Raw genomic sequence first — 19960 nt, 5'->3', positions numbered from 1 at the left:
GGAGAGCCAAAAGGTCGCCGTTGTACCGCATGGCTGCGGGTCAGCTTCGTTGTCAGGGCAGCATGCCTCTAGATCTGCCATCGTGTATCCGCTCACCACGAGGTAACTTCCGCAAGATCCTGGCGTGACGAGGAGGACGGCACTCCATTCCCAAGGACCCCCGGGCGAAACCGGCTTGTCCTCGACAGTGCCGTCGGCGCATCCGAGAATCATCCACTGCGGCGGGGCAGGGGGAACGTCGATGTAACGTGTGGAGCACGCGGTGGTGTGCTCGCTGGTTGCTGCTTCGGCCGGGATCATGCTGCCGAGGAAGGCTGCCGCGAGGCAGAGCGCGCCCACTGGCCATCGCACCATCTTCAGACCTCCCGGGGGCAGTAGTCGGTATAAGGAATTCCGAACAGGTCGGAGGTCGACGCCTGCGAACCGAGGACCATGTGGAACGTCTTCAAGTGGGCGCGCATGCCGCCCGGCGCACAGGTTGTCGGGACCTCGTGGAGTTGGGTCCCGAAGCAGAGACTCTGCGATGCGGTGTTGGGGCAGCACGTGAACGTGCTCCACTTGTTCTCGGAATCAAAACCTTCGGAATCCGAACCTGGATAGCCGATCGTCAGTGTCGCGCACATTCCGGGTTGGGCGATGACGGTCACGGTCCAGGGCCACGTGCAGTCCGGCGTGCAGACCAAGCCAGCCTCCGAGACGGTCCCGCTGGCGCAGCCGACGATGATTGTCCCGTGAATGGCGCACGCGGACAACGGCTTCGCTTCGGCTTCGACGGTTCCTACCAGGGCCAGACCGAGCACGGCGGCCGCGATTCCCAAGCCTGCAATTCGGTGCATCGGGAGAGAGAGAGAGAGAGAGTAAAAATGTATCGATAGGCCTTCCATATTCGGGTTGGTCGTTGGGCGCCTTTTACGCCGCCACGGGTTCCGTCGCAAGCGCGCGGCGCAGCTCCGGAAGCGCGGGCGCGCCGTCCGCGACGACGCCGTCGAGCTTCGCGAGCACGGGCCCGAAGGCCTCATTGAGGCGGGCGCGGTCCGCGAAGAGGCGGGCGCTGCGGCCCTCGCGGCGCTCGACGACGAGGCCCGCGTCCACGAGGCGCTTGAGGTGCCAGTTGATCGTCGTCGCGGTCACGCCGAGGCTCTCGGCGAGCGCGGCGCGGTACGTGCCCGGCGAGGCGAGGATGGCTTCGAGCACGCGCATCGCCTCCGCGTTCTTGAGGAGCGGGAGGACCTTGCGCTCGGACTCGGTGAACGCGCCGCCGTTCTTGTAGTAAGCGAGGCGGCCGGCCTCGTTCGCGAGCACGAGCATGCGCGCCTCGACGAGGCGGTCGAGGTGGTAGCTCGCGGTGGAGTAGGAGACCGACGCCACGCGCGCGAGGTCCTGGACACCGAGGCCCGGGTTCGCCGAGACCGCGTCGTAGATCGCCTTGCGCGTCGCGTTCGCGAGCGTCGCGGACTCGCGGATGCGGTGGTAGAGGATCCACGCCGCGAGGCCGAGGACGCCGGTCGCGGCCGTCGCGGCCGCGATCTTCACGGGGTCGTCGCCCGATCGCGCGGGCGCCGAGACGGACGCGGTGGAGGTGGAGGACGAGGCCTTCGGGGTCGAGACCGTCGCGGGGGCGTCGGACCGGTCGGGGACGACAAAGCGGATCGCAGGCGCGAGCACCGGGGCCGCGTCCGAGGCGAGCGCCGCCGGGGCCGAGAGGAGCGCGCCCGCGGCGATGTCGCCGGTTCGCGCGCCGAGGCTTCCGAAGGCCGGCGCTTCGGTGACGGTCACCTCGAAGCGCGCGGATCCGAGCCCGGAGCCGTCCTGGCGCTCGATCGCGAAGACGTCGCTTGCCGCGTGCGCGGCGTCCCCGATCGGCGAGTCTTCGGGGGTCGAGAGGGCGGGGGAAACGGCGTCCATCGCGGCGCCGAGGGCGGCGTCGACTTCGGGCGTGTCGAGCGCGGGGAAGTGGTCGCCGAGCGAGCGCAGCGCGGCGGGGACGGGCGCGAAGCGGCGCTCGGCCTCGCCGCCGAGGCCCGCGGGGGCGGGCGCGACGACGTAGGTCGGCTCGGACCCGAGAAGGCCGTTGGAGTCCACGACGAGAACCAAGGTCCCGTCCGACTCCTCGACGAGACGGAGCGACGGCATCGGGGGCGACTCGGCGGCCGCGGCGGCGGGCATCGCGGCGACGGCGAGCAGGGCGACGAGCGCAGGCGCCAGGCGCCTGAGCCCCTGGAAACGGAGCATGTGACGCATCGGTCTCATTCCTCCAGCAGGGAGGGCAACGACCGGACCGTTCCTCTGGGGGGTATTAAGGATTGCGTACCACGGGGCGCTCAACCGTAGCGGAACGCGACGTCGAACGAGCCCACGGTCGGCATATCGTAGGACACGGAAAAGAAATATCGACCGGCGGGGAAGGGTTCGGCGTGCCAGGTCCGGCATTCTGACGGACCTGGTGCGGACACCCAGATGCCGTGGGACGTGCAGCTCAACCGGGCAAGGACCTGGTCGGTCTCGGCGTGCGTCGCGATCGCGTGGAGGGTCCCGACGTAACCCCAGCGCCGCATCGTGATCTCGAGGCTCTTGAGCGGGTAAGGCCCCGCGAGGCAGCCGTCGAACGGGGCGTCGCCCCGGCACGTGTAGGTCTTCGTCGGCGGAGGGCCCGCGCCGAGCGCGATCGCGGCGGCGGGCGGCGTCGGTTCGAGCGCCTCGCCCATCGAGGGCTCGCGGGCCGTCGCCGGTGCGAGGGCGAGGGGCAAGGCGACGAGGAGGGCGAGGACGGGAAGGATGGACCGCGATCGCCGGGGCTCCACGCGCAACACCTTGCGCGGACCGTGCCCTCGGCGGATCATGAGGGTTTGGGCGTCCCGCGGGCGTGTGACAGCGCGCTACCGACTCCAAAAGGCCTATAAACGGAGAATGGGGCTTCGGGGGGTATGTCGACCTCCCGGAGCGGCGTTGTCCTCGCCGTTCTCCTTCTCGGCGCGATGGCCTTCGCGCCGCTCGTCGAAGCCGATCACGTGTACTCCCACCGGTACGTCATCACCGGCCGCGTCGTGGACGCGGAGGGCAAGCCCGTGAGCGGCGTGCAGGTGAACCTCACGCTCGTGCGGTTCGGGTCCCGCGAGGAAGGTCCCTGCCCGCAGGAAGGCGCCGTCGCGGGTCGCCGGGTCCGCGTCGACGAGCAGACGGGCGAGAACCATTACGTCCAGTTCACGCGCGCCGACGGCACGTACTTCGTGTGCAGCCACATGCACACCATGACGAACAAGCAGGCCGAAGTGAAGGTCGAGGTCCTGGGCGTCTCGAAGTCCGAGGTCGCGAACCTCGACCAGCGCCGCACGCAGATCAACCTCCAGCTCCCCGGAACGGGCTACCCCACGAACCCGGCCGAGGTCGAGAAGTTCGAGACGAGCTACGTCGTGACCGGCATCGTCTGGAAGCCTTGGCCGCGCCAGGGTCTCGAGGGCGTCTCCGTGAACGGCGAGGCGCAGAAGGACGCCAACGTCACGGTCGAGCTCACCTACAATGACGGAAAGACCGCGACCGGCAACGCATTCACGAACGGCTACGGCGCGTATGGCGTCGTGCTCCAGCTCGCCGAGCCGCTCGAAAGCGGCTCCGTCAAGATCGCGTCGCCCGGCGCGGCCACGGTCTCCCGCCCCGCGGACACGACGTTCCACATCACCGAAGCCAATCTCGTCCAGCCTGCGGACGCCGGGGGCGGGATCGACCTCGTGACGGTCGGCGGCGCCCTGCTCATCCTCGGCGCGGTCGCCTTCGGCGGGTGGTATCTCTATCGCGGCATGGCCGAGAAGCGCGCGCTCGCGCAGGCCCGGGAGACGACCACGCGCCGCCGCGCGAACAAGTAGGTGCGCCATGCGCTTCCTCTTGCCGCTCCTCGTCGTCGCCCTCGTCGCGCTCCCCCTCGCGAGCGCGCAGACCATCGTGCGCCCGCCGTCGGGCGCGTGGCACGACCTCTATTTCGTGAGCGGCCGCGTGGTCGACGCGCAGGGGCTCCCCGCCGTGAACCAGAAGGCGGTCATCTCGTTCGACGTCGCGGGCGCGACCGTCAAGCCGCTCACGACGACGATCACGTGCGCGGGCGACTTCACCGCGACCTTCCCGATCCGCGACGTGCGCCGCGGCGGCACCGTCACGCTCGAGATCGACGGCCAGAGGATCACGCAGAAGGTCGACACCCACCTGCGCCGCACCGACTTCGAGGTGGAGCTCGGGCGCCGCGTGGACAACCAGTGCTCGCAGATCTTCGACGTCTGGCACGCCCGCTTCACGGTGACGGGTCGCGTCATCGAATCCGTCGCGGGCCACGACGTGAACGGCACGCGCTACTTCGCGCGTCCGCTTCCGCAGCGGCTCATGGGCGTCGTGATCCTCTTCCCCGACGGCGTGAACCGGCCCGCGCCCGAGCCGATCGTGACGAACGAGTATGGCGATTACAAGTACTCCTTCACCTTCCACGACAACTTCACGATCGCGAAGGTGGTGATCACGATCGCCGACAAGAAGTACGAGTCCTTCATCGACAACCGGACGCGCATCGCGGTCGCCAACTTCGACCTCGGCGACCCGTCGCTCGACCGGAGCGCGATCCCGATGCCGGGCGCGGCGCTTGCGGGCCTCGCGCTCGCGCTCGCCGTCGGCCTGGGCGGGCGTCGCGCGCGCCGCGACTGAAGCCCGCGACGCTTAAGTGCGCGACGGCGGATGGCGGCGCATGTCCCTCGTGACGCTCGCGGACGTCGAGCGCGCCCGCGTCGCGATCCGCGGCGTCGTCCACCACACGCCGCTCACGCCCTCCGCCACGTTCTCCGACCTCTCGGGCGCGGAGGTCGCGCTCAAGCTCGAGAATCTCCAGCGCACGGGCTCCTTCAAGATCCGCGGCGCGTACAACAAGATCGCGACGCTCTCCCCCGGCGAGCGCGCGAAGGGCGTCGTCGCGGCGAGCGCCGGCAACCACGCCCAGGGCGTCGCGCTCGCGGCGCGCCTCGCGGGCATTCCCGCGACGATCGTCATGCCGAAGAACGCGCCCATCAGCAAGGCCGCCGCGGTGCGCGGCTACGGCGCGAAGCTCGTCCCGCACGGGGTCGATTACGCGGAAGCGGAGGAGAAGGCCTTCGAGATCCAGAAGGAGACGGGCGCGACGTTCGTGCACGCGTTCAACGACCCCGCGGTGATCGCCGGGCAGGGCACGCTCGGCCTCGAGATCCTCGACGACATGCCCGACGTCGAGACCGTCGTCGTGCCGATCGGCGGCGGGGGTCTCGCAAGCGGCGTCGGCGCCGCGATCAAGGCGAAGCGGCCCGACGTGCGCGTCGTCGGGGTCGTGCCCGAGGGCGCGGCGAGCCTCCCCGAGTCGCTCAAGAAGGGCGCGATCGTGACGCTCGACCGCGTCCAGACCATCGCGGACGGCCTCGCGACGCGCAAGGTCGGGTCGCTCACGTTCGACCACATCCGGAAGCACGTCGACGACGTCGCGGTCGTGGGCGACGACGAGACCGCGAAGGCCATCCTGCTCCTCCTCGAGCGCGCGAAGACGGTCGTCGAGGGCGCGGGCGCGGTCGGGCTCGCGGCGATCCTCTCGGGCCGCGTGAAGCTCGACGGCCGCAAGACGGTCGTCATCCTCTCGGGCGGCAACATCGACGTGACGCTCCTCGACACGATCATCCAGCGCGGCCTCGTGCGGACGGGCCGATCGCTCTCGCTCGCCACCGTCGTCGACGACAAGCCCGGAGCCCTCCGCGACCTCCTGGGCGTCCTCGCGGCGCTCGGCGCGAACGTCGAGGCGATCGAGCACGACCGCGCGCGCCTCGACGTCGGCGTCGGCCGCGCGCGCGTCCTCGTCCGGCTCGCGACGCGCGGCCCCGAGCACGTCGAGGAGATCCTCGCGGCGCTCGCGGCCAAGGGGTACGCGACGGACGCGGATCCCTGAGAGCGTCCTCCCTCAGGATTCCCGGCGCCTGCGCTTCGCGTCGTCGACGGGCTGGGCCGCGACGGCGATCGGCCCGCCCGAAACGCTCACCGACCGCGAGGGCTCCTCCGCGGACACCGCACCGGAGCGGAGCGATGCGGAGGCCGCGTCGACCTGCTCGTCGTCGAGCGCGATCGGACGCTTCGCCTCGGCGTCGTGGTCGCGGGCCTGGATCTTGAGTGCGCGGAGCGTGTCCTTCGCGTTCTCGATCACGATTCCGAGCTTCTTGACCCCGACCCCGATCTCCTTCTCGATCTTCTCGGCATCGCGGGTGATGTTGGTGGTCCATCCACGCATCTTCTCGAGCCGTTCCACCTCGGTCCCCAGGCGGCTGCCGATATCCGCGATCGCATCCACGTTCTCGTCAGTGACATCCTCGACCGCGCGCGAGGCGAGCCCGAGCGCGCAGAGAAGACCCGCCTGGAGGTAAGCGTCCGTTGTCGGATCCTCTTCGTCCCATGAGACGAGGATGTCGGTGCCGTACCGCGCGAACCGCGGGAACGAGGCCGGCGCGTGACGTCGGGACATGACGAAGAGTCCCACCTGGCATGCGCGGTTGGATTTGGCGGCCTCGAGCTCCTCGAGCGCCCGCGCCACGTTGTAGCTCCGATCGCGCTTTGCCTCGACGACGACCCGGGCGCCCTCGAAGGCGGTTTCCGACGTGAAACGGACCACCAGGTCTCCCTTCTTCGAACTCTTCACTGCGCCCGTCGTCGCGCCCGTGCGCTCCGCGACGTAGGGCGCGTTCGCGGTCGATTCCTCGACGAACGTGTAGACGGCCTCCTCGAAATCGAAGCCGCCGGTCGTCGTCTGCGCGGCCGACTGGCGCTTTGTCTCGATGCGCTGGATCGCGGCGAGGACCTCCTTTTCGAACTTGAGCTGTCGCTCCTGCGTCTTCTCCTGGAATTCCTTCTGCTCCTCGACATGCGCCTCGAGAAGCGCCGTGAGGCTCGTCTTGATGATCGCCATCGGCGAATCGGGCTTGTCAGGGTTGATCGCGGCCGCAAGCTGCGTCTGCGCATCGCGCGTCTGCTTCATGAGCTTCGAGAGCGCCGACGCCTCGTCGTTCGCGTCGAGCTCCTTCGTGAGCGCCTTCAGCTGCTTCTCGCGGTTGCCTTCCGCCTTTTCGATCTCGAGCTTGAGCTGCTCGAGGAATCGGGCGATCGGCGACTCCTTCACGAGCGGGTCCATGTCCGTTGCGATCGACTTGCGGCTCGCGTCGAGCGTCTCGGCGAGCTTCGCTTCGAGTTGCGCGACGAGGCCCTCGCTCTCCTCGGGGCTCAGGAGCTTGAAGAGCGGGCTCGTTTCCCCCAGATTCCGCGCGAGCGTCGAGGCGAGGACGCTGTTCTCCGGCGCGAGGTGCTGCTTGAGGACGGCCGCAAGGCGGCCGTCGTCGCGCACGAACTCGTCTAGGCGCTGCATGATGCGGCCGTCCTTGGGGTCGAAGTAGGACGCAAGCGTCGTCGCGACGACGGCGGCCTGAGCCTCGGAGTGGGCCTTGAGCTGCCTCTCGAGGTCCTGCATGAGCGCCGCGCCCACATCCTTGAGGCGCGCCTGTTCTGCCTGCGCGAGCGCGCTCTGCATCGCCGTGAGGCCGATCCGCCATGCTTCGACCGCGAGGCTTCCGCGTTCGGCCTCGGCGAGGGCCCGGAAACGCGCCACGTTCTCGGGCGTCGTGTCCTCGATCCGGATGGTCATCGCATCGTCGTTCAAGGACACCGTCGCTTGGAGGGCCTCCCGCAGCATCATGCCCCAAAGGATCGAATAGGTTCACGTAAACTTGGTGGCTTCGGGCATGGGTCCGGCAAGATCCGTCGAGCTCCCGGCCCGCTCTCCGGCGACTTCAGGACGCGGCTCATGAGCGGTCGACGCGTCTCGGGGTCGATGCCCCGCATCCCCATGCGCTACCAGGTCCTGCTCGAAGGCCACCCCCTCGGCGGCTACGTCGCCGAATGCGTCGAGATCCCCGGCGCGCTCGCGGAGGGCGCGACCGAGAAGGAGGTGCTCGAGAACCTCGGCGAGGCGCTCGCGCGCATCCTCGACGAGCGCCGCAGCGAAGCGCGCGAGACCGCGGCGCTCTCGGGCGCGGACATCCGCGCGGTCACGGTCCACGGGTGACGGGGTCCGCCATCGCGCTCCCCGCGACCCAGCCCGTGCTCCACGCGTTCTGCAGGTTGAACCCGCCCGTGAGCCCGTCCACGTCGAGGATTTCCCCCGCGAAGTGGAGGCCTGGCACGAGGCGCGATTCCATGCGCGTCCAGTCCACCTCGCGCCGCGCGACGCCGCCCGCGGTCACGATCTCCTCGCGGAAGTCGCCGCGGCCCGAGACGACGAAGCGCGCGCGCTTGAGCTGGCCCACGAGGTCGTGGAGCCCCTTCTTCGGGACCTCGCTCCAGCGCGTCGCCGGATCGATCCCGGCGGCCGCGACGAGGCGGTCCCACAAGCGGCGCGGGACCGTGTCGACGAACGCGTGCGCGCCGATCGTGCCGCGCGGATTCGCGGCGCGCGCGGCGTCCGCGGCCAGGCGGAGCGCGTCGTCCGTCGCATCGGGCGCGAAGTCGACCGCGACCTCGGCCGCGTAGCGCGTCGCGGCGAGCTCGCGTGCGGCGGCCGCGCTGAGGCGCAGCACCGCGTGCGCGGAGAGGCCCTGGTGCGTGACGAGGAGCGGACCCTCCTTCGTGACCGGCTTCTTGAGGCCATCGCACGCGAGCGTCGCGCGGACGCGCGGGACTGCGAGGCCCGCGAGGCCGTCGAGACGGGGGTCGCGCACGACGAAGCTGAAGAGCGCAGGAACGGGCGGGACGATGGTGTGCCCGAGCTTCGCGGCGAGAGCGTGCCCCGCGGGCGAGGAGCCCGTCGCGAGGAGGACGCGGTCGGCCCCGATCGTTCCGCCGCCCTTGAGGGCGATGCGGAAGCGCGCGCCGTCGCGCTCGACCGCCTCGGGCCGCGCGCGGGCGCGCACGTCGACGTCGAGCGCGCGAGCCTCGGCGAGGAGCGCGTCCACGATCGAGGCGGAGTCGTCGGAGACGGGGAAGACCCGCCTATCGGCCTCGACCTTGAGCGCGACGCCGCGCGCCTCGAACCAGGCCATCGTGTCCTTCGCGGCGAAGCGCGCGAGGACGCTCCGGAGCTCCTTCGCGCCGCGGGGGTAGTGCGCGACGAACGCGGCCGCGTCGTGGAGCGCGTGCGTCACGTTGCAGCGCCCGCCGCCGGAGATCGCGACCTTCGCGAGCGGCTCGGCGCCCGCTTCGAGGAGCGTCGCGCGGGCCCCGAGCCCGGCGGCGCGCAGGGCGCCGAAGAAGCCGGCGGCTCCGCCTCCGACCACGACGACGTCCATGCTCCGCGCGAGGGCGGGGCCGGTATTTGGGGGTTCTCGCGCGGGAGGCCCACCGAGGGGGTTAAAAACGCGGCCGCGCTACCCGGGGACGCCAGCGAGCCCCGTAGTGTAGTGGCCAATCATGCGGGACTTTGGATCCTGCGACTTCGGTTCGAATCCGAACGGGGCTATCGACGGAGTCGATAGACCCGTTCGGATGAGCACGAAGGCGCCGCAGCGCCTTCGTGCGGAATCCGAACGGGGCTGAGGCCCCGTACCCTCGGATCGTGCAATTGCACGCGATGCGCCGGATATGCGCGTGGGCGGTGCGCCTTCGTGCGAACGGGGCTGAGGCCGTACCCTCGGATCGTGCAAATGCACGCGTTACGGCGCGGATGCGCGCGAAGGCGGTGCGCCTTCGTGCGAAATCCGAACGGGGCTGAGGCCCCGGAACGTGAGATCCTGCAACGGCTGCGATGCGTGATCGAGGCGTGCGAAGCCCCGCCGCTGCAGCAGCGATGCGTGCGATGCGGGGCCCATCCGGGCATCTCCCGCGCGGCGCCGCGATATCGCGCGTCATCTGAGTGAGGCAAGCCCCCCTCCCCCGACTCATGCGGGCGGAGTCGAAACGCGGGACGCTTGCCACGTCCTGTGTCGAGGGGTTCGCGCGTGGCGTGGTTGATTTCTCAATGCGCCTCTTGGGGATGGGCTCGTGGTTATGAGATGTCAAGCGTAACTTTGATAAATCTCCCATGTCATGCCAAGGCCATGCGCCTCGGTGTGGCCGTCCTGGTGATATTCCTTCTCAGCACAGGGTCCGTCGCTGCCTTTCCAGCGGGCGACGTTCGCGGCCTTGTCACGTGGGATGGAGCCCCGGGCTCAGGGTCGGGCACCGGCGTCACCGCGGGCGTTGCCCCACCTGCGTTGCCGGACATTGGGGCAGTGGGCCTCGGCATCGTCCAGGCGGATTGCGGTGGCCTCGGCGACGCGGGCGATTCGCAGTCGGCGGCTCGCGGAATCGCGGCGCCTGCGGCCTGCGTCGGCGATTTCGGTCTTCGCGATTCCGCCGATTACTACCGAATGGCGGTCCGTGAGGGGGAGGTCGTGCTCGTCGAGAGGACGGCCGGTTTGACGTCGTCGTCCTCGTTCTGCCTCCACCGGCCCGACGGTTCGAAGGTCGGTTGCGGGTCGAGTAGAATCCGGTGGACGGCCGAAGCGGCGGGGGACTGGAGCCTGGCGATTCTCGCAACCGATGAAAACGCGTGGAAACGATATGGATTCGAGCTGACGGTCACGATGGTACCCACGGAGAATGATTGTGGCACCGGACGTGATGCGGGCGGCGACCGGCGAAACGCCTCGTCGGCAACCCCCATCTCGACCATTTCTTCCTGCCTCGGGGGAATTCATCATACCTTCGACCCGATCGATGTCTTGGCGATCGACTTCGCCGAGGGCGAAGCCGTCACAATCACGTTGTCGAAGGGCCCCGGATCCGTGGTCCGAGCGTGCCTTTTCGACTATGTGACCCAGTTTGCTGTCGAGTGTTTCAATGAGTATTCGGACTCGGGCCGCCGATACTGGATGGCTTCCGCGCCTCGCCTTTACGTGTTGGTGGTCGAGGCGTTATCGTCGAGCGGTTCCACGGATTATCGCATCGACGTGCGCTCGGTCGAGCCGCACGACGATTGCGGCGGAGGTCGGGACGCATCGTCCGGGCAACCCGTTGTCTTGTCGTCATCCCTTGTCGAGTGTGCTGGTGAACTCGATTACGCCAACGGGGACGAGAAGGACATTTTCGAGTTCCCGGAGGCGAGGGCGCTTCGACTGGATCTCGAATTCCACGGCAAGGGGGCGGTTTATTTCTGCGCTCATGTCGTGAGCGTCCTCTCGTCTTGCGCAACGGTCGCCTCGGGGGAGCGTGTATCCTTCCCCGTCCAGGCGCCCGCAACCCACTCGTGGCGGCTGAGCATATGGGGATTTGCCCCTGGGTCGGGCGCCTACGCCCTTCGCGTCGAGGCCTTCGAACCTCGCGGTCAGAGCGACTGCGGATCCGGGCGCGATGCGGCTCCGAACCAATACCTCGTCGCGTTGCCGGAAGGGGGCCTATGCGAAGCTGAACTCGTGATGTCGGAGGGGGACTATTCCGATTGGTACTCGATCGCCTCGCGTGCCCAAGGCGAAGTCGAAATCGAAATCCGCTTGCCAGAGGGCGCCTCGGCGAGAGTCTGCTACAGGAACGGCGCTGAGTCATGTATCGAGGTTCACGGCGAAGCGACTTGGCGCCGCCCGATCGGACTGGAACGTGTCGCTCAACTCAACGTCGCCTACCTTGATCGATCTTGGGACGGCCCTTATGTCATCGTCGCGCGCCTGCCCTCGGAATCCGGCTGACCTCACGCTCGGCCCCCTTTTCACGGAACGTGGATTGCGCGCCATGCGGATTCGATGGGCCGCCGTCGCCGAGCACCCGAGCACTTGGACGGGGTCAGGGCCCCGTACCCTCGGATCGTTCCGTTGAACGGGATGGCGCCCCAACGAATCCGAACCGGCGACAGGCCCCGCTCGGATCCGTCCTCGGCGTTCAGGCCGGCCCCGATCGGCTCCGCGCTCGACGCACGGGCGGTGCCTTCATGGAAGGCGGCCTGGCTGTCGATCCTTGTTTCCCATGCTCCGCCTCCTCGCGCTCGGCTTCGTCCTCCTCCTCGGCGTGCCCCTCTCCGCCCTCGCGACCGAGACCCCGGCGGCCCCGGCGCGGATCACGATCACGGTCGATCGCGACGGATACCATCAGATCGGGCCGAACGGCTGGCCGGAGCCCGTGATCATGACGGTCCGCAACGAGGGGCCGGGCGCGATCACGCTCATGTCCTCCGATCCGTGGACCGTTCGCGACGCGTTCGGACATCGGGTGTTCCGGCCGGGGGCCCTGCACGCCACCTTCACGATCGAACCGGGCGAAACCTACAAGGCGCGGTGGGACCAGCAAAGCACCGAAAACCTCGCGGAGGCCGTCGCCCACCTCTCGGCGTCGCACGTCGGCTTCCGACTCGCCGAGCGGGCCGGCGAGGGGACCCACACGATCGCGTGGGACTACTGGGATGAATCGATGGGGGCCTTCGGCTCGGCCGCCGTCGCGGTCGCGATCCTCGAGGGACTTCGCGAACGGCCCGGGGTTTCCTGAAGCCGTCGGGTCGACGAAGGCGACCGAATCGGTCGGGATCGGGCGTCGGGCGCCCCGGTTTCGAACGCAGCAACCGCCGCGCGTCGCTCGCGGATTCCCATGCGCGCCGGAAAGCTAGATGAAGCCCTTCGCGCCTGGCTCCCGCATGCGCACGGTCGCGCTCCTGCTTGTGGTCCTTGTCCTCGCGCTTCCCCCAGCCTCCGCCCAGGCGCCCGCGCTCGCCCCGCTCGTCCCGGAGGGGGTCCACGTCGCGTACGGCTCGGACCCGGCCCGGACGATGACGGTGATGTGGCACATCCGGACGTCGGGGGCCGGGCAGTGGACCACGTCGGGCCTGAACCTGCACGTGGAATACGGCACGACCGCCGCCTACGGCCTGAGCGCGCACGCGATGCCGCGCCCCTCGCCGAGCCTTTTCTCGGTCGCTTTCGTCGCCTTCCTCCACGGGCTTGAACCCGCGACCGAGTACCATTACCGCGTCGGATCCGAGAACACCGGCTGGACGAAGTCCATGACCTTCCGCACGGCGCCCTTGAACGCGACGTCGTTCGTGGTGACGGCGTACGGCGACCAGGGCGTGGGCCGCACGGCGACGCGCGAGCCCGACGCGGCGTCGCCCCCCGCGCGCGCCGTGAAGGCCGCGCTCGACGCCGACCCCGTGCTCCATCTCCACCCGGGCGATCTCTCGTACGGGGACTGGGAGACCTGGGCGCGCCATGTGGAACCGCTCGCCTCGCGCGTTCCCTACATGTCGGCGCTCGGGAACCACGACGGCGACGAGGAACGCGACCTCAAGGAGTACATCGCGCGCATGGTGATGCCGTCCGCGCCCGGGGCCCACTACTACGCGTTCACGTATGGCCATGCCCGCTTCGTGTCCCTCGACACGGAGGCGTGGTGCGTCCAATCCATCTCGCGGGGCTCGGGCGACCACTACGGTTGCACGGACCAGGTGAACCCCGCGCAGCTCGCGTTCATCGAGCGGGAGTTCGCGGCCGCGCGCGCGGATCCCGATATTCGGTTCCTGATCCCCTTCTTCCACAAGCCCATGGTGAGCGACGGCCGCCACGGGGGGCAGGCCCGGATCGTCGAGGCTTGGGGCGCGCTCTTCGAGAAGTATCGCCCCGAGATCGTGATCCAGGCCCACGACCACCTCTACGAGCGGTCGAAGCCGATGGTCGCCGGCAAGGGCGTCGACCCCCACGGGAGCGTGTACGTCGTGACGGGCGGGGGCGGCCGCAGCCTCTACGACTTCCGCAACGCGACGGCGCCCGACTGGGAGGCCGCGCGGGCGAAGGAGCACCACGTGGTCGCGATGCGGTTCGACGGCGACGTCGTGAACGTGACGGCGATCGGACTCGACGGGAAGATCCTCGACGCCTTCACGGTCCCGTCCCTCGCCGATCACGTGAGCGCGGGCGCCGGGTCGCCGACGCGCGCGACGCCGGACATCGGATTCGCGTGGGCCGCGCTCGTGGCGGCGCTCGCGGTGGCGCTCAGGGCCCGTCCCCGTGCCCGATAGGCACCGCGGGATGTACCACAAGGGCCGAACAGCCCCCACCGGCGTGCGGGGCCCATGGTGTCCCGCATCGCGGCGCTCGTCGCCGTCGGCCTCGTCCTCCCGGCCGTCGTCACGCTCGCCGTCGACGACGGGGACCGCCCCCTCCTCACGTTCGTCCGCCTGATCGACTCGCGAAGCGCGGGCGCCGACGTTCCTTTCCAGGCGTTCGACACGCACGCGGCGAACCTCTTCGATCTCAATCGCGACGGGCGGATGGAGATCATCGCCCAGAGCGACAACCACCGCGTCTACGTCATCGATCCCGTCAGCGGCCGCATCCTCGCGGAGCTCTACAACAACCTCCCGCGCAGCTGGGCGGCGCGCGACGAGAACGGCGTGGCGATCGGGGACGTGAACGGCAACGGGCGCGCGGATCTCGTGGTCGTGAACAGCGCGGGCGAGATCACCGTGTTCGAGGTCGATCCCGCGGGGAGCGCGAACGGGACGCTCGCGTTCAAGGAGCTCTGGCGGGCCCTTCCCGATCCCCGGTGGATGAAACCCGATTTCCGATACAACGACGGCCGCGCCTACGGAGGATGGCCCTCCGCGGACGGCGCCGCGTTCCTCGCGGACGTCGAGGGCAACGGCAAGCAGTGGGTGTTCCTCCAGACGGACGGCACGCCGGGACAGTACGCCTTCGACCCCACGGGCAAGTTCGTGTGGGGCGGCCTGCGCGGCGACGGGAATGGCGGCCCCGTCGTGGACGACCTCGACGGCGACGGAAGGCTCGAGGTCGTGTTCGCGACCGATGGAGGCCAGGTCATCGTGCAGGACGCGAAGACGGGCGACCTCAAGTGGCGCTACCGGCTGCCGAACTGGCCGGGCTCGATCCCGGTCCATCCGCTCGTCGCGGATCTCGACGGCGACGGGACGAAGGAGATCGTCGTGGGCGGAAGGGGCGTCGCGGGCGGGCCCTACTCCTCGAGCGAGGAGAGCGACATCACGCCGGAGAACCGCGCGGCTTCCCACGTTCAGCTCGCCGCGCTCGACCACCGCGGGAAGGTGTTGTGGTACAAGCAGCCTGAGTGGGCGAACCCGCTCATCTACATGGCGCCGGTCCCGCACGACGTGGACGGCGACGGCGACCTCGATCTCGTGTTCCTCGATTGGAACACCATCGGCCACAAGCCCGGACGATGGGAGAGGACGGGCAAGGCCAACCTCTTCGCGCTCGAGGCGACGACGGGCGAGACGCTCTGGCGCACGAGCGTCGATTCGACGTGGTCGAACAAGGCCATCGCGCTCATCGACCTCGACGGCGACGGCGTCGCGGAGGTTCTCGCGGAGGAGCAGCAAGGCCGGGACGGCCTCTCGTTCTACTCCGCGCGGGACGGGAAGAAGAAAGGCTGGGTCGGCTTCCCCGACGGCGGTTGGGTCGCGTCGCGCGGTCCCTTCGCGGCGGACGTCGACGCGGACGGCCACGTCGAGGTCGTGGTGCCGGTCATGAGGAAGGCTCCCTCCGAGCACTGCGAGCGCGCGAAGGTGAACATCGGCTGCCGCGAGGGCGCCCTCGTGATCTTCAAGACGCAGAAGGGCGCGCGCGTGCACGACGGCAACGTGCCGCTCTTTTCCCTCGAGTACCAGGGTTTCCCGAGCCTGCCCGGGGCTCCGGGATTCGAGATCCCGCCGCCCGTTCCGGTCTCGAACGAAACCTCGAACGGGACGACCAACGGCACGGCCGGCAACGCGACGCGTCCGCCGCCGAACGGGACCGGCGGCCCCGGCGGAGGCGAACCAGGCGGCCCCGACGAAGCGCTGCCGGAACGTCCGGTGCCCGCGCTCGCTCCCGCGGTCTTCGCGGCCGTGGCATTCACGGTCGCGCGGGCGCTGCGCCGCCGCTCCTGATCTCGCGCGCGGCCGCCTCGAGCTTCACGACGAGCGTCTCGAAGGCCTCGCGCTCGGCCTTGAGGTGACGCAGCATGCGCCACCGGTCCGCGTCCATGCCCTCGGCCTCCTCGAGGTTGCGGATCATGCGGTCGACCTCGGCGGCGCGCGAGGACGCGAAGCCGAGCAGGAGATGCGCTTCCTTGAGATCGATTTCCACGGTCGCGAGGGGCGGGTTCATGACGGTCCTCCGGAGGCTCGGCGCGCGAGCGCGGGCGCGGGCGTTTCGCGCGCCCTCCAACGCTCCCATCGGACGTCGCGGCACGCGTCGAGATAGAGATCGAGGAGGGCCGTCGTGAAGCGCGTCACGTCGTCGAAGCCGAGCGCGCGGGCCTCGGCCTCGCCCCGGCGGATCCGCGCGAGGCCCTCGGCCATCTGCCGCTTGAAGCCCCGTTCCCGACCCCGCGCGCGATTCTCGAACGCGGCGCTTACGAGGATGAAGCCCTGGAGCACGTCGGCCTCGCGCGTCCGTCCGGCCGCCTTGAGCGCGAGCCAGGCCTCCTCCCACGCCTCGTGCGCGTCCCAGAATCGGCCCGCATTGTAGCGACGGGCGCCTTCCGCGAGCGCGCCCTCGATCTCCACGCCCGGTGAACGGCCGGGCGGGCGATGAAGCTGCCGGGCGCCGCAACCGTTTTGCATGACGGTCGACGAAGGTTCCGGAGTGACCGACGAGGAAGCGTCGAACGGGGACCGTTCGCCCGCCCGCCGCGTGCCCGTGGACAGGCCGACGCCGGCCTTGTCGCCGAAAGCGGTGATCAAGCGCATCGTCGGCGTCGAGCGGAGACACCTCGTGGCGCTCGCCGCGCTCTTCGCCCTCGCCGCCCTCCTCACGAGCGTTCCCGCGCTCGCCCTCGCCCCCGCGGGCGCGCCCGCGGCGGATCCGGGGAGCGTCCTCGAGCGCGCGATCGCGAACTTCGCCGGGGGCGTGGTCATCCTCGTCGTCTCGGTCGTCGTGAACGGGGTCGCGTACGTCGCGGGCGCGGTCCTCGCCTGGCGCGCCCTGCGCGGCGTGCCGCCCACGGATCTCGGCACGGAGGTCGCCACCGCGCTCGGGCAGGGGATGCGGCGCGCGGGCGACGCGATCGTCGCCCTCTTCCTCGTGGGCGTCGCGGTCGCGCTCGGCCTCGTGCTCCTCGTCGTCCCCGGGATCATCCTCGCCGTGGCCTTCTCCGTCGTGTTTCCCGTGCTCGCGCTCGAGGGGCTCGGGGCGGTGGAGTCCATCCGGAGGAGCCTCGATCTCACGCGGGGGAACCGCATGAAGCTCTTCCTCGTCTTCCTCGCCCTCGCGGTCGCGCATGCGGGCGTGGCGCTTCTTGCGGGCATCGTCTCGCTCGCGGCGGGCCCGGCCGCGGAGTTCTTCGCGACGGTGATCACCGCCGCGGTCATGATGCCGTTCTGGGTCCTCGCCGCGACGCTCGTGTACGGCCGCCTCGCGGGGGTCGCGCGCGGGACCGGCTTCGAGCCGACGCCGGGCGTCGTACCCGTGTGATCAGAAGCTCATCCGCGGCCACGCGGCGCCCGCGGCGCGGGCCGCTTCCGCGCGCCCGAGCTCGACGACCACGCGGTCGAAGATGTCCGCCGTCACCTTCGGCGTGACGTTTGCGTCGGCCGCGGCCGCGGGGTCCCTGGGGAAGCTCACGGGGGGCCCGACGGCGACGTAGACGGTTTCGCCGAAACGGGGCGTCGCGCGACCCCGACCCCAGAACCGGTCGCTCAGCACCGCGACGGGAAGAACGGGCGCGCCCGTCGCGAGCGCGAGGCGCGCGACGCCCGTGCGCGGCGGCAGCGTGCGACCCGGCGCGGCGCGCGTGCCCTCCGGGAAGATGCCGACGACGCCGCCCGTTTCGATGACGCGGACGGCGGCCGCGAGGGCCTCGATGTTGCCGCCCTTCTGGCGGTCGACCGGGATCGCGCCCGCGCTCGAGAAGAACCAGTTCGTGAACGGCCCGCGGAAGACCTCCTTCTTCGCGAGGAAATGGATGGGCCGCGGAAGGACGGTGCCGAGGATGACCGGGTCCCACCAGCTGAGGTGGTTCGACGCGACGATGAGACCACCCTCCTCGGGGATGTGGTGGAGCCCGTCCACCCGGAGGCGGGTCACGGCCGCGTTCGGCCGCCGCGCGGCGCGATAGATCGCGCGATAGAGACGGACGGGGTCCTCGCCCTCGCGCGCCGGCCTCATGGCCCGAGCGATCGGGGAAGCCCGGCATAAACCGTTCGCCCAGGGGGGCGGGTTTATGACGCTCGACCGGGTTCGGCGCGCGTGACCCCCGCGACGCCGCCCCGCCGCGCCCGCTCGCCCCTCGGCGCCTTCCGCGTCGTCCAGGGTCCCTCGGAGACGCGTCTCGACCCCGTCCGCCTCGCGCGGCGCCGCGTCGTCGGGCCCTACGTCCCGTGGACGCGCATCCAGACGCTCGACGAGGTGCTCTTCGCGCTCGAGTCCGCGGAGGTCGCCGCGACGGGTCCCGCAACGGGCGTCTACTACGACCTTCCGAGGAGCGCCCGCGCGGAGGCGCTCTGGGAGGCCGACCTCGGCTACCCGGTCGCGCCCGACGCGCGGCTCCCCGACGGCCTCGAACCGCTCGATCTCCCGGCGACGCCGGGCGTGGCGCTGCGCTACGAAGGCGACCTCGCGAGCTTCCCGCAGGCGCTCGCGTTCCTCCTCGCGTGGGCCGAGGAGCGCGGGACGCCCGCGCGCGGCCACCTCGTCGAGCGCTTCCACGTGAGCGACCCCGTGACGCTCGCGGAGACGCGGGACGTGTTCGTGGGCTTCGCGCGGTAGGCCGGAAGCGTTTTCTTCCGCCCGCGCGCTCGGCGCGCGTGGAGTCCTGGAGCACGCTCGTGGACGTGGACGGGCTCGCGCAAAGGCTCGGCGACGACGACCTCGTCGTTCTCGACTGCCGACACATCCTCACGGATCCGAAGGCCGGCGAGGCGATGCACGCCGCGGGCCACATCCCGGGCGCGTTCCACGCGCACGTCGACCGCGACCTTTCGGGCCCCGTCGGCCGGACGACGGGCCGTCACCCGCTCCCGGACGCGGACGCCTTCCGCGCGACGGCGTCGCGATGGGGCGTCGACGCGGCGACGCAGGTCGTCGCGTACGACGACAAGGGAGGGATCTGGGCGGCGCGCGCCTGGTGGCTCTTCCGCGACTTCGGCCACCGCGCGGTCGCGGTCCTCGACGGCGGGCTTCCCGCGTGGGTCGCGGCGGGCCATCCGCTCTCGACCGAAGCGCCGCGCCGCGCGCCGCGCCGCTTCGAGGGGCGGCCGCTGCACATGCCGACGGTCACGACGTGGGACATGACGACGCGCGCGCCCCGGCGGCTCTTCGACGCGCGGGCCCCCGAGCGCTACCGCGGCGACACGGAGCCGATCGATCCCGTGGGCGGCCACATCCGCGGCGCGGTCAACATGCCGACGGGAGGCAATCTCGGCGAGGACGGACGATTCCTTTCCCGGGTCGCGCTCCGGGCCAAGTACGAGAAGGTGCTCGCCGGCCTCCCCGCGCGCGAGGCCGCGGTCTACTGCGGTTCCGGCGTCACCGCGCCCCACGACATCCTCGCGATGGAGCACGCGGGGCTTCCGGGCGCCGCGCTCTACCCGGGGTCCTGGAGCGAGTGGATAAGGAATCCCCTGCGTCCGGTGGCCCGGGGCGACGAATAGCCCTCGGGCGTCCAAAAGGGTCTTAAGCGAGGCTCGACTCAGGGAGCCTGATGGCTTCCCGGGACGAGATCATCAACGCGCTCAAGGGCGTCTACGATCCCGAGATCCCGATCAACATCGTGGACCTCGGCCTCGTCTACCGCGTGGAACCGCACGAGAACGGCGTCGTCCAGGTGGACATGACGCTCACCGCCATGGGCTGCCCCGTGGGCCCCGCGATCATGGAGGTTGTGAAGGGGACCGTCCTCACGCTCGAGGGCGTCAAGGACGTGCAGGTCAACCTGACCTACGATCCCCCGTGGAGCCCGGAACGCGCGACGGACGACGGCAAGGTCATGCTCGCGGCGATGGGCATCCCGATCTGAGCCCCTC

Annotated in this window: 20 protein-coding genes and 1 tRNA gene; 13 read left to right on the top strand and 8 right to left on the bottom strand. The window is 70.3% G+C overall.

Going from position 1 to position 19960, the window contains the following annotated elements; genetic code table 11:
- Positions 1–356: 356 nt before the first annotated feature.
- From VM889_12840 to VM889_12830, 3 genes are all read right to left on the bottom strand, one after another.
- A complete protein-coding gene (locus VM889_12840) occupies positions 357–836 on the bottom strand; it encodes a hypothetical protein (protein ID HVL49439.1) in 480 nt (159 codons plus the stop codon).
- A gap of 73 nt (positions 837–909) precedes the next feature.
- The gene (locus VM889_12835; GenBank protein ID HVL49438.1) at positions 910–2241 is read right to left on the bottom strand and encodes a helix-turn-helix domain-containing protein; all 1332 of its coding nucleotides are present in this window, start codon (positions 2239–2241) and stop codon (positions 910–912) included.
- 80 nt (positions 2242–2321) lie between these two features.
- A complete protein-coding gene (locus VM889_12830) occupies positions 2322–2810 on the bottom strand; it encodes a hypothetical protein (protein HVL49437.1) in 489 nt (162 codons plus the stop codon).
- Positions 2811–2924: 114 nt separating this feature from the next.
- Here VM889_12830 and VM889_12825 point away from each other — a divergent pair, with 114 nt between their 5' ends.
- The 3 genes from VM889_12825 to ilvA are packed head-to-tail and all read left to right on the top strand — an operon-like array spanning position 2925 to position 5938.
- A complete protein-coding gene (locus VM889_12825; GenBank protein ID HVL49436.1) occupies positions 2925–3860 on the top strand; it encodes a hypothetical protein in 936 nt (311 codons plus the stop codon).
- A gap of 7 nt (positions 3861–3867) precedes the next feature.
- A complete protein-coding gene (locus VM889_12820; GenBank protein ID HVL49435.1) occupies positions 3868–4683 on the top strand; it encodes a hypothetical protein in 816 nt (271 codons plus the stop codon).
- Positions 4684–4723: 40 nt separating this feature from the next.
- Positions 4724–5938 (top strand): threonine ammonia-lyase, encoded by a 1215-nt coding sequence (gene ilvA, locus VM889_12815; GenBank protein HVL49434.1) that lies wholly within the window; start codon positions 4724–4726, stop codon positions 5936–5938.
- A 12-nt stretch (positions 5939–5950) separates the two neighbouring features.
- On the opposite strand, the gene VM889_12810 is transcribed toward ilvA, so the two are convergent.
- Positions 5951–7726 carry a hypothetical protein gene (locus tag VM889_12810; protein HVL49433.1) on the bottom strand — a complete coding sequence of 592 codons (1776 nt, stop codon included), beginning with the start codon at positions 7724–7726 and terminating at the stop codon, positions 5951–5953.
- Between the two features lie 135 nt (positions 7727–7861).
- On the opposite strand from VM889_12810, the gene VM889_12805 reads away from it, so the two are divergent.
- The gene (locus tag VM889_12805; GenBank protein ID HVL49432.1) at positions 7862–8095 is read left to right on the top strand and encodes a type II toxin-antitoxin system HicB family antitoxin; all 234 of its coding nucleotides are present in this window, start codon (positions 7862–7864) and stop codon (positions 8093–8095) included.
- Here the strand turns inward: VM889_12805 and VM889_12800 are convergent.
- The gene (locus VM889_12800; protein HVL49431.1) at positions 8079–9314 is read right to left on the bottom strand and encodes an NAD(P)/FAD-dependent oxidoreductase; all 1236 of its coding nucleotides are present in this window, start codon (positions 9312–9314) and stop codon (positions 8079–8081) included. The two genes, VM889_12805 and VM889_12800, sit on opposite strands and share 17 nt — an antisense overlap.
- A 97-nt stretch (positions 9315–9411) precedes the next feature.
- On the opposite strand from VM889_12800, the gene VM889_12795 reads away from it, so the two are divergent.
- The 5 genes from VM889_12795 (at position 9412) to VM889_12775 (ending at position 15883) form a co-directional block, all read left to right on the top strand.
- A tRNA-Gln gene (locus VM889_12795) sits at positions 9412–9484 on the top strand.
- 577 nt (positions 9485–10061) lie between these two features.
- Positions 10062–11687: a hypothetical protein gene (locus VM889_12790; protein HVL49430.1), complete on the top strand. Its 1626-nt coding sequence runs from the start codon at positions 10062–10064 to the stop codon at positions 11685–11687.
- 265 nt (positions 11688–11952) lie between these two features.
- A complete protein-coding gene (locus VM889_12785) occupies positions 11953–12477 on the top strand; it encodes a hypothetical protein (protein HVL49429.1) in 525 nt (174 codons plus the stop codon).
- A gap of 145 nt (positions 12478–12622) precedes the next feature.
- On the top strand, positions 12623–13999 hold the full coding sequence (locus VM889_12780; GenBank protein HVL49428.1) for a metallophosphoesterase family protein: 1377 nt from the start codon (positions 12623–12625) through the stop codon (positions 13997–13999).
- Positions 14000–14053: 54 nt separating this feature from the next.
- Complete coding sequence (locus tag VM889_12775; GenBank protein ID HVL49427.1) at positions 14054–15883, top strand: VCBS repeat-containing protein; 1830 nt, start codon at positions 14054–14056, stop codon at positions 15881–15883.
- On the opposite strand, the gene VM889_12770 is transcribed toward VM889_12775, so the two are convergent.
- Together VM889_12770 and VM889_12765 are read right to left on the bottom strand one after the other, a co-directional pair.
- Positions 15849–16103: a hypothetical protein gene (locus VM889_12770; GenBank protein ID HVL49426.1), complete on the bottom strand. Its 255-nt coding sequence runs from the start codon at positions 16101–16103 to the stop codon at positions 15849–15851. The two genes, VM889_12775 and VM889_12770, sit on opposite strands and share 35 nt — an antisense overlap.
- A complete protein-coding gene (locus VM889_12765) occupies positions 16100–16504 on the bottom strand; it encodes a DUF309 domain-containing protein (protein ID HVL49425.1) in 405 nt (134 codons plus the stop codon). Before VM889_12765 ends, VM889_12770 begins: the two co-directional genes overlap by 4 nt.
- Before the next feature lie 79 nt (positions 16505–16583).
- On the opposite strand from VM889_12765, the gene VM889_12760 reads away from it, so the two are divergent.
- The gene (locus VM889_12760; protein HVL49424.1) at positions 16584–17411 is read left to right on the top strand and encodes a hypothetical protein; all 828 of its coding nucleotides are present in this window, start codon (positions 16584–16586) and stop codon (positions 17409–17411) included.
- Here VM889_12760 and VM889_12755 read toward each other — a convergent pair whose 3' ends face one another.
- On the bottom strand, positions 17412–18104 hold the full coding sequence (locus VM889_12755; protein HVL49423.1) for a lysophospholipid acyltransferase family protein: 693 nt from the start codon (positions 18102–18104) through the stop codon (positions 17412–17414).
- An 81-nt stretch (positions 18105–18185) separates the two neighbouring features.
- Between VM889_12755 and VM889_12750 the strand changes: the two genes are divergently transcribed.
- Genes VM889_12750 through VM889_12740 form a run of 3 tightly spaced genes read left to right on the top strand, consistent with a single transcriptional unit; the run spans position 18186 to position 19953 of the window.
- Positions 18186–18704: a GyrI-like domain-containing protein gene (locus VM889_12750; GenBank protein HVL49422.1), complete on the top strand. Its 519-nt coding sequence runs from the start codon at positions 18186–18188 to the stop codon at positions 18702–18704.
- Between the two features lie 38 nt (positions 18705–18742).
- On the top strand, positions 18743–19588 hold the full coding sequence (locus tag VM889_12745) for a sulfurtransferase (protein HVL49421.1): 846 nt from the start codon (positions 18743–18745) through the stop codon (positions 19586–19588).
- Between the two features lie 50 nt (positions 19589–19638).
- Positions 19639–19953: an iron-sulfur cluster assembly protein gene (locus VM889_12740; GenBank protein ID HVL49420.1), complete on the top strand. Its 315-nt coding sequence runs from the start codon at positions 19639–19641 to the stop codon at positions 19951–19953.
- The last annotated feature ends 7 nt before the right edge of the window (positions 19954–19960 follow it).

It is taken from the genome of Candidatus Thermoplasmatota archaeon (genome assembly GCA_035540375.1).
In the GTDB taxonomy this organism is placed as follows: Archaea; Thermoplasmatota; SW-10-69-26; order JACQPN01; family JAJPHT01; genus DATLGO01.
This window is presented reverse-complemented; position numbering and strand designations above follow the sequence as displayed.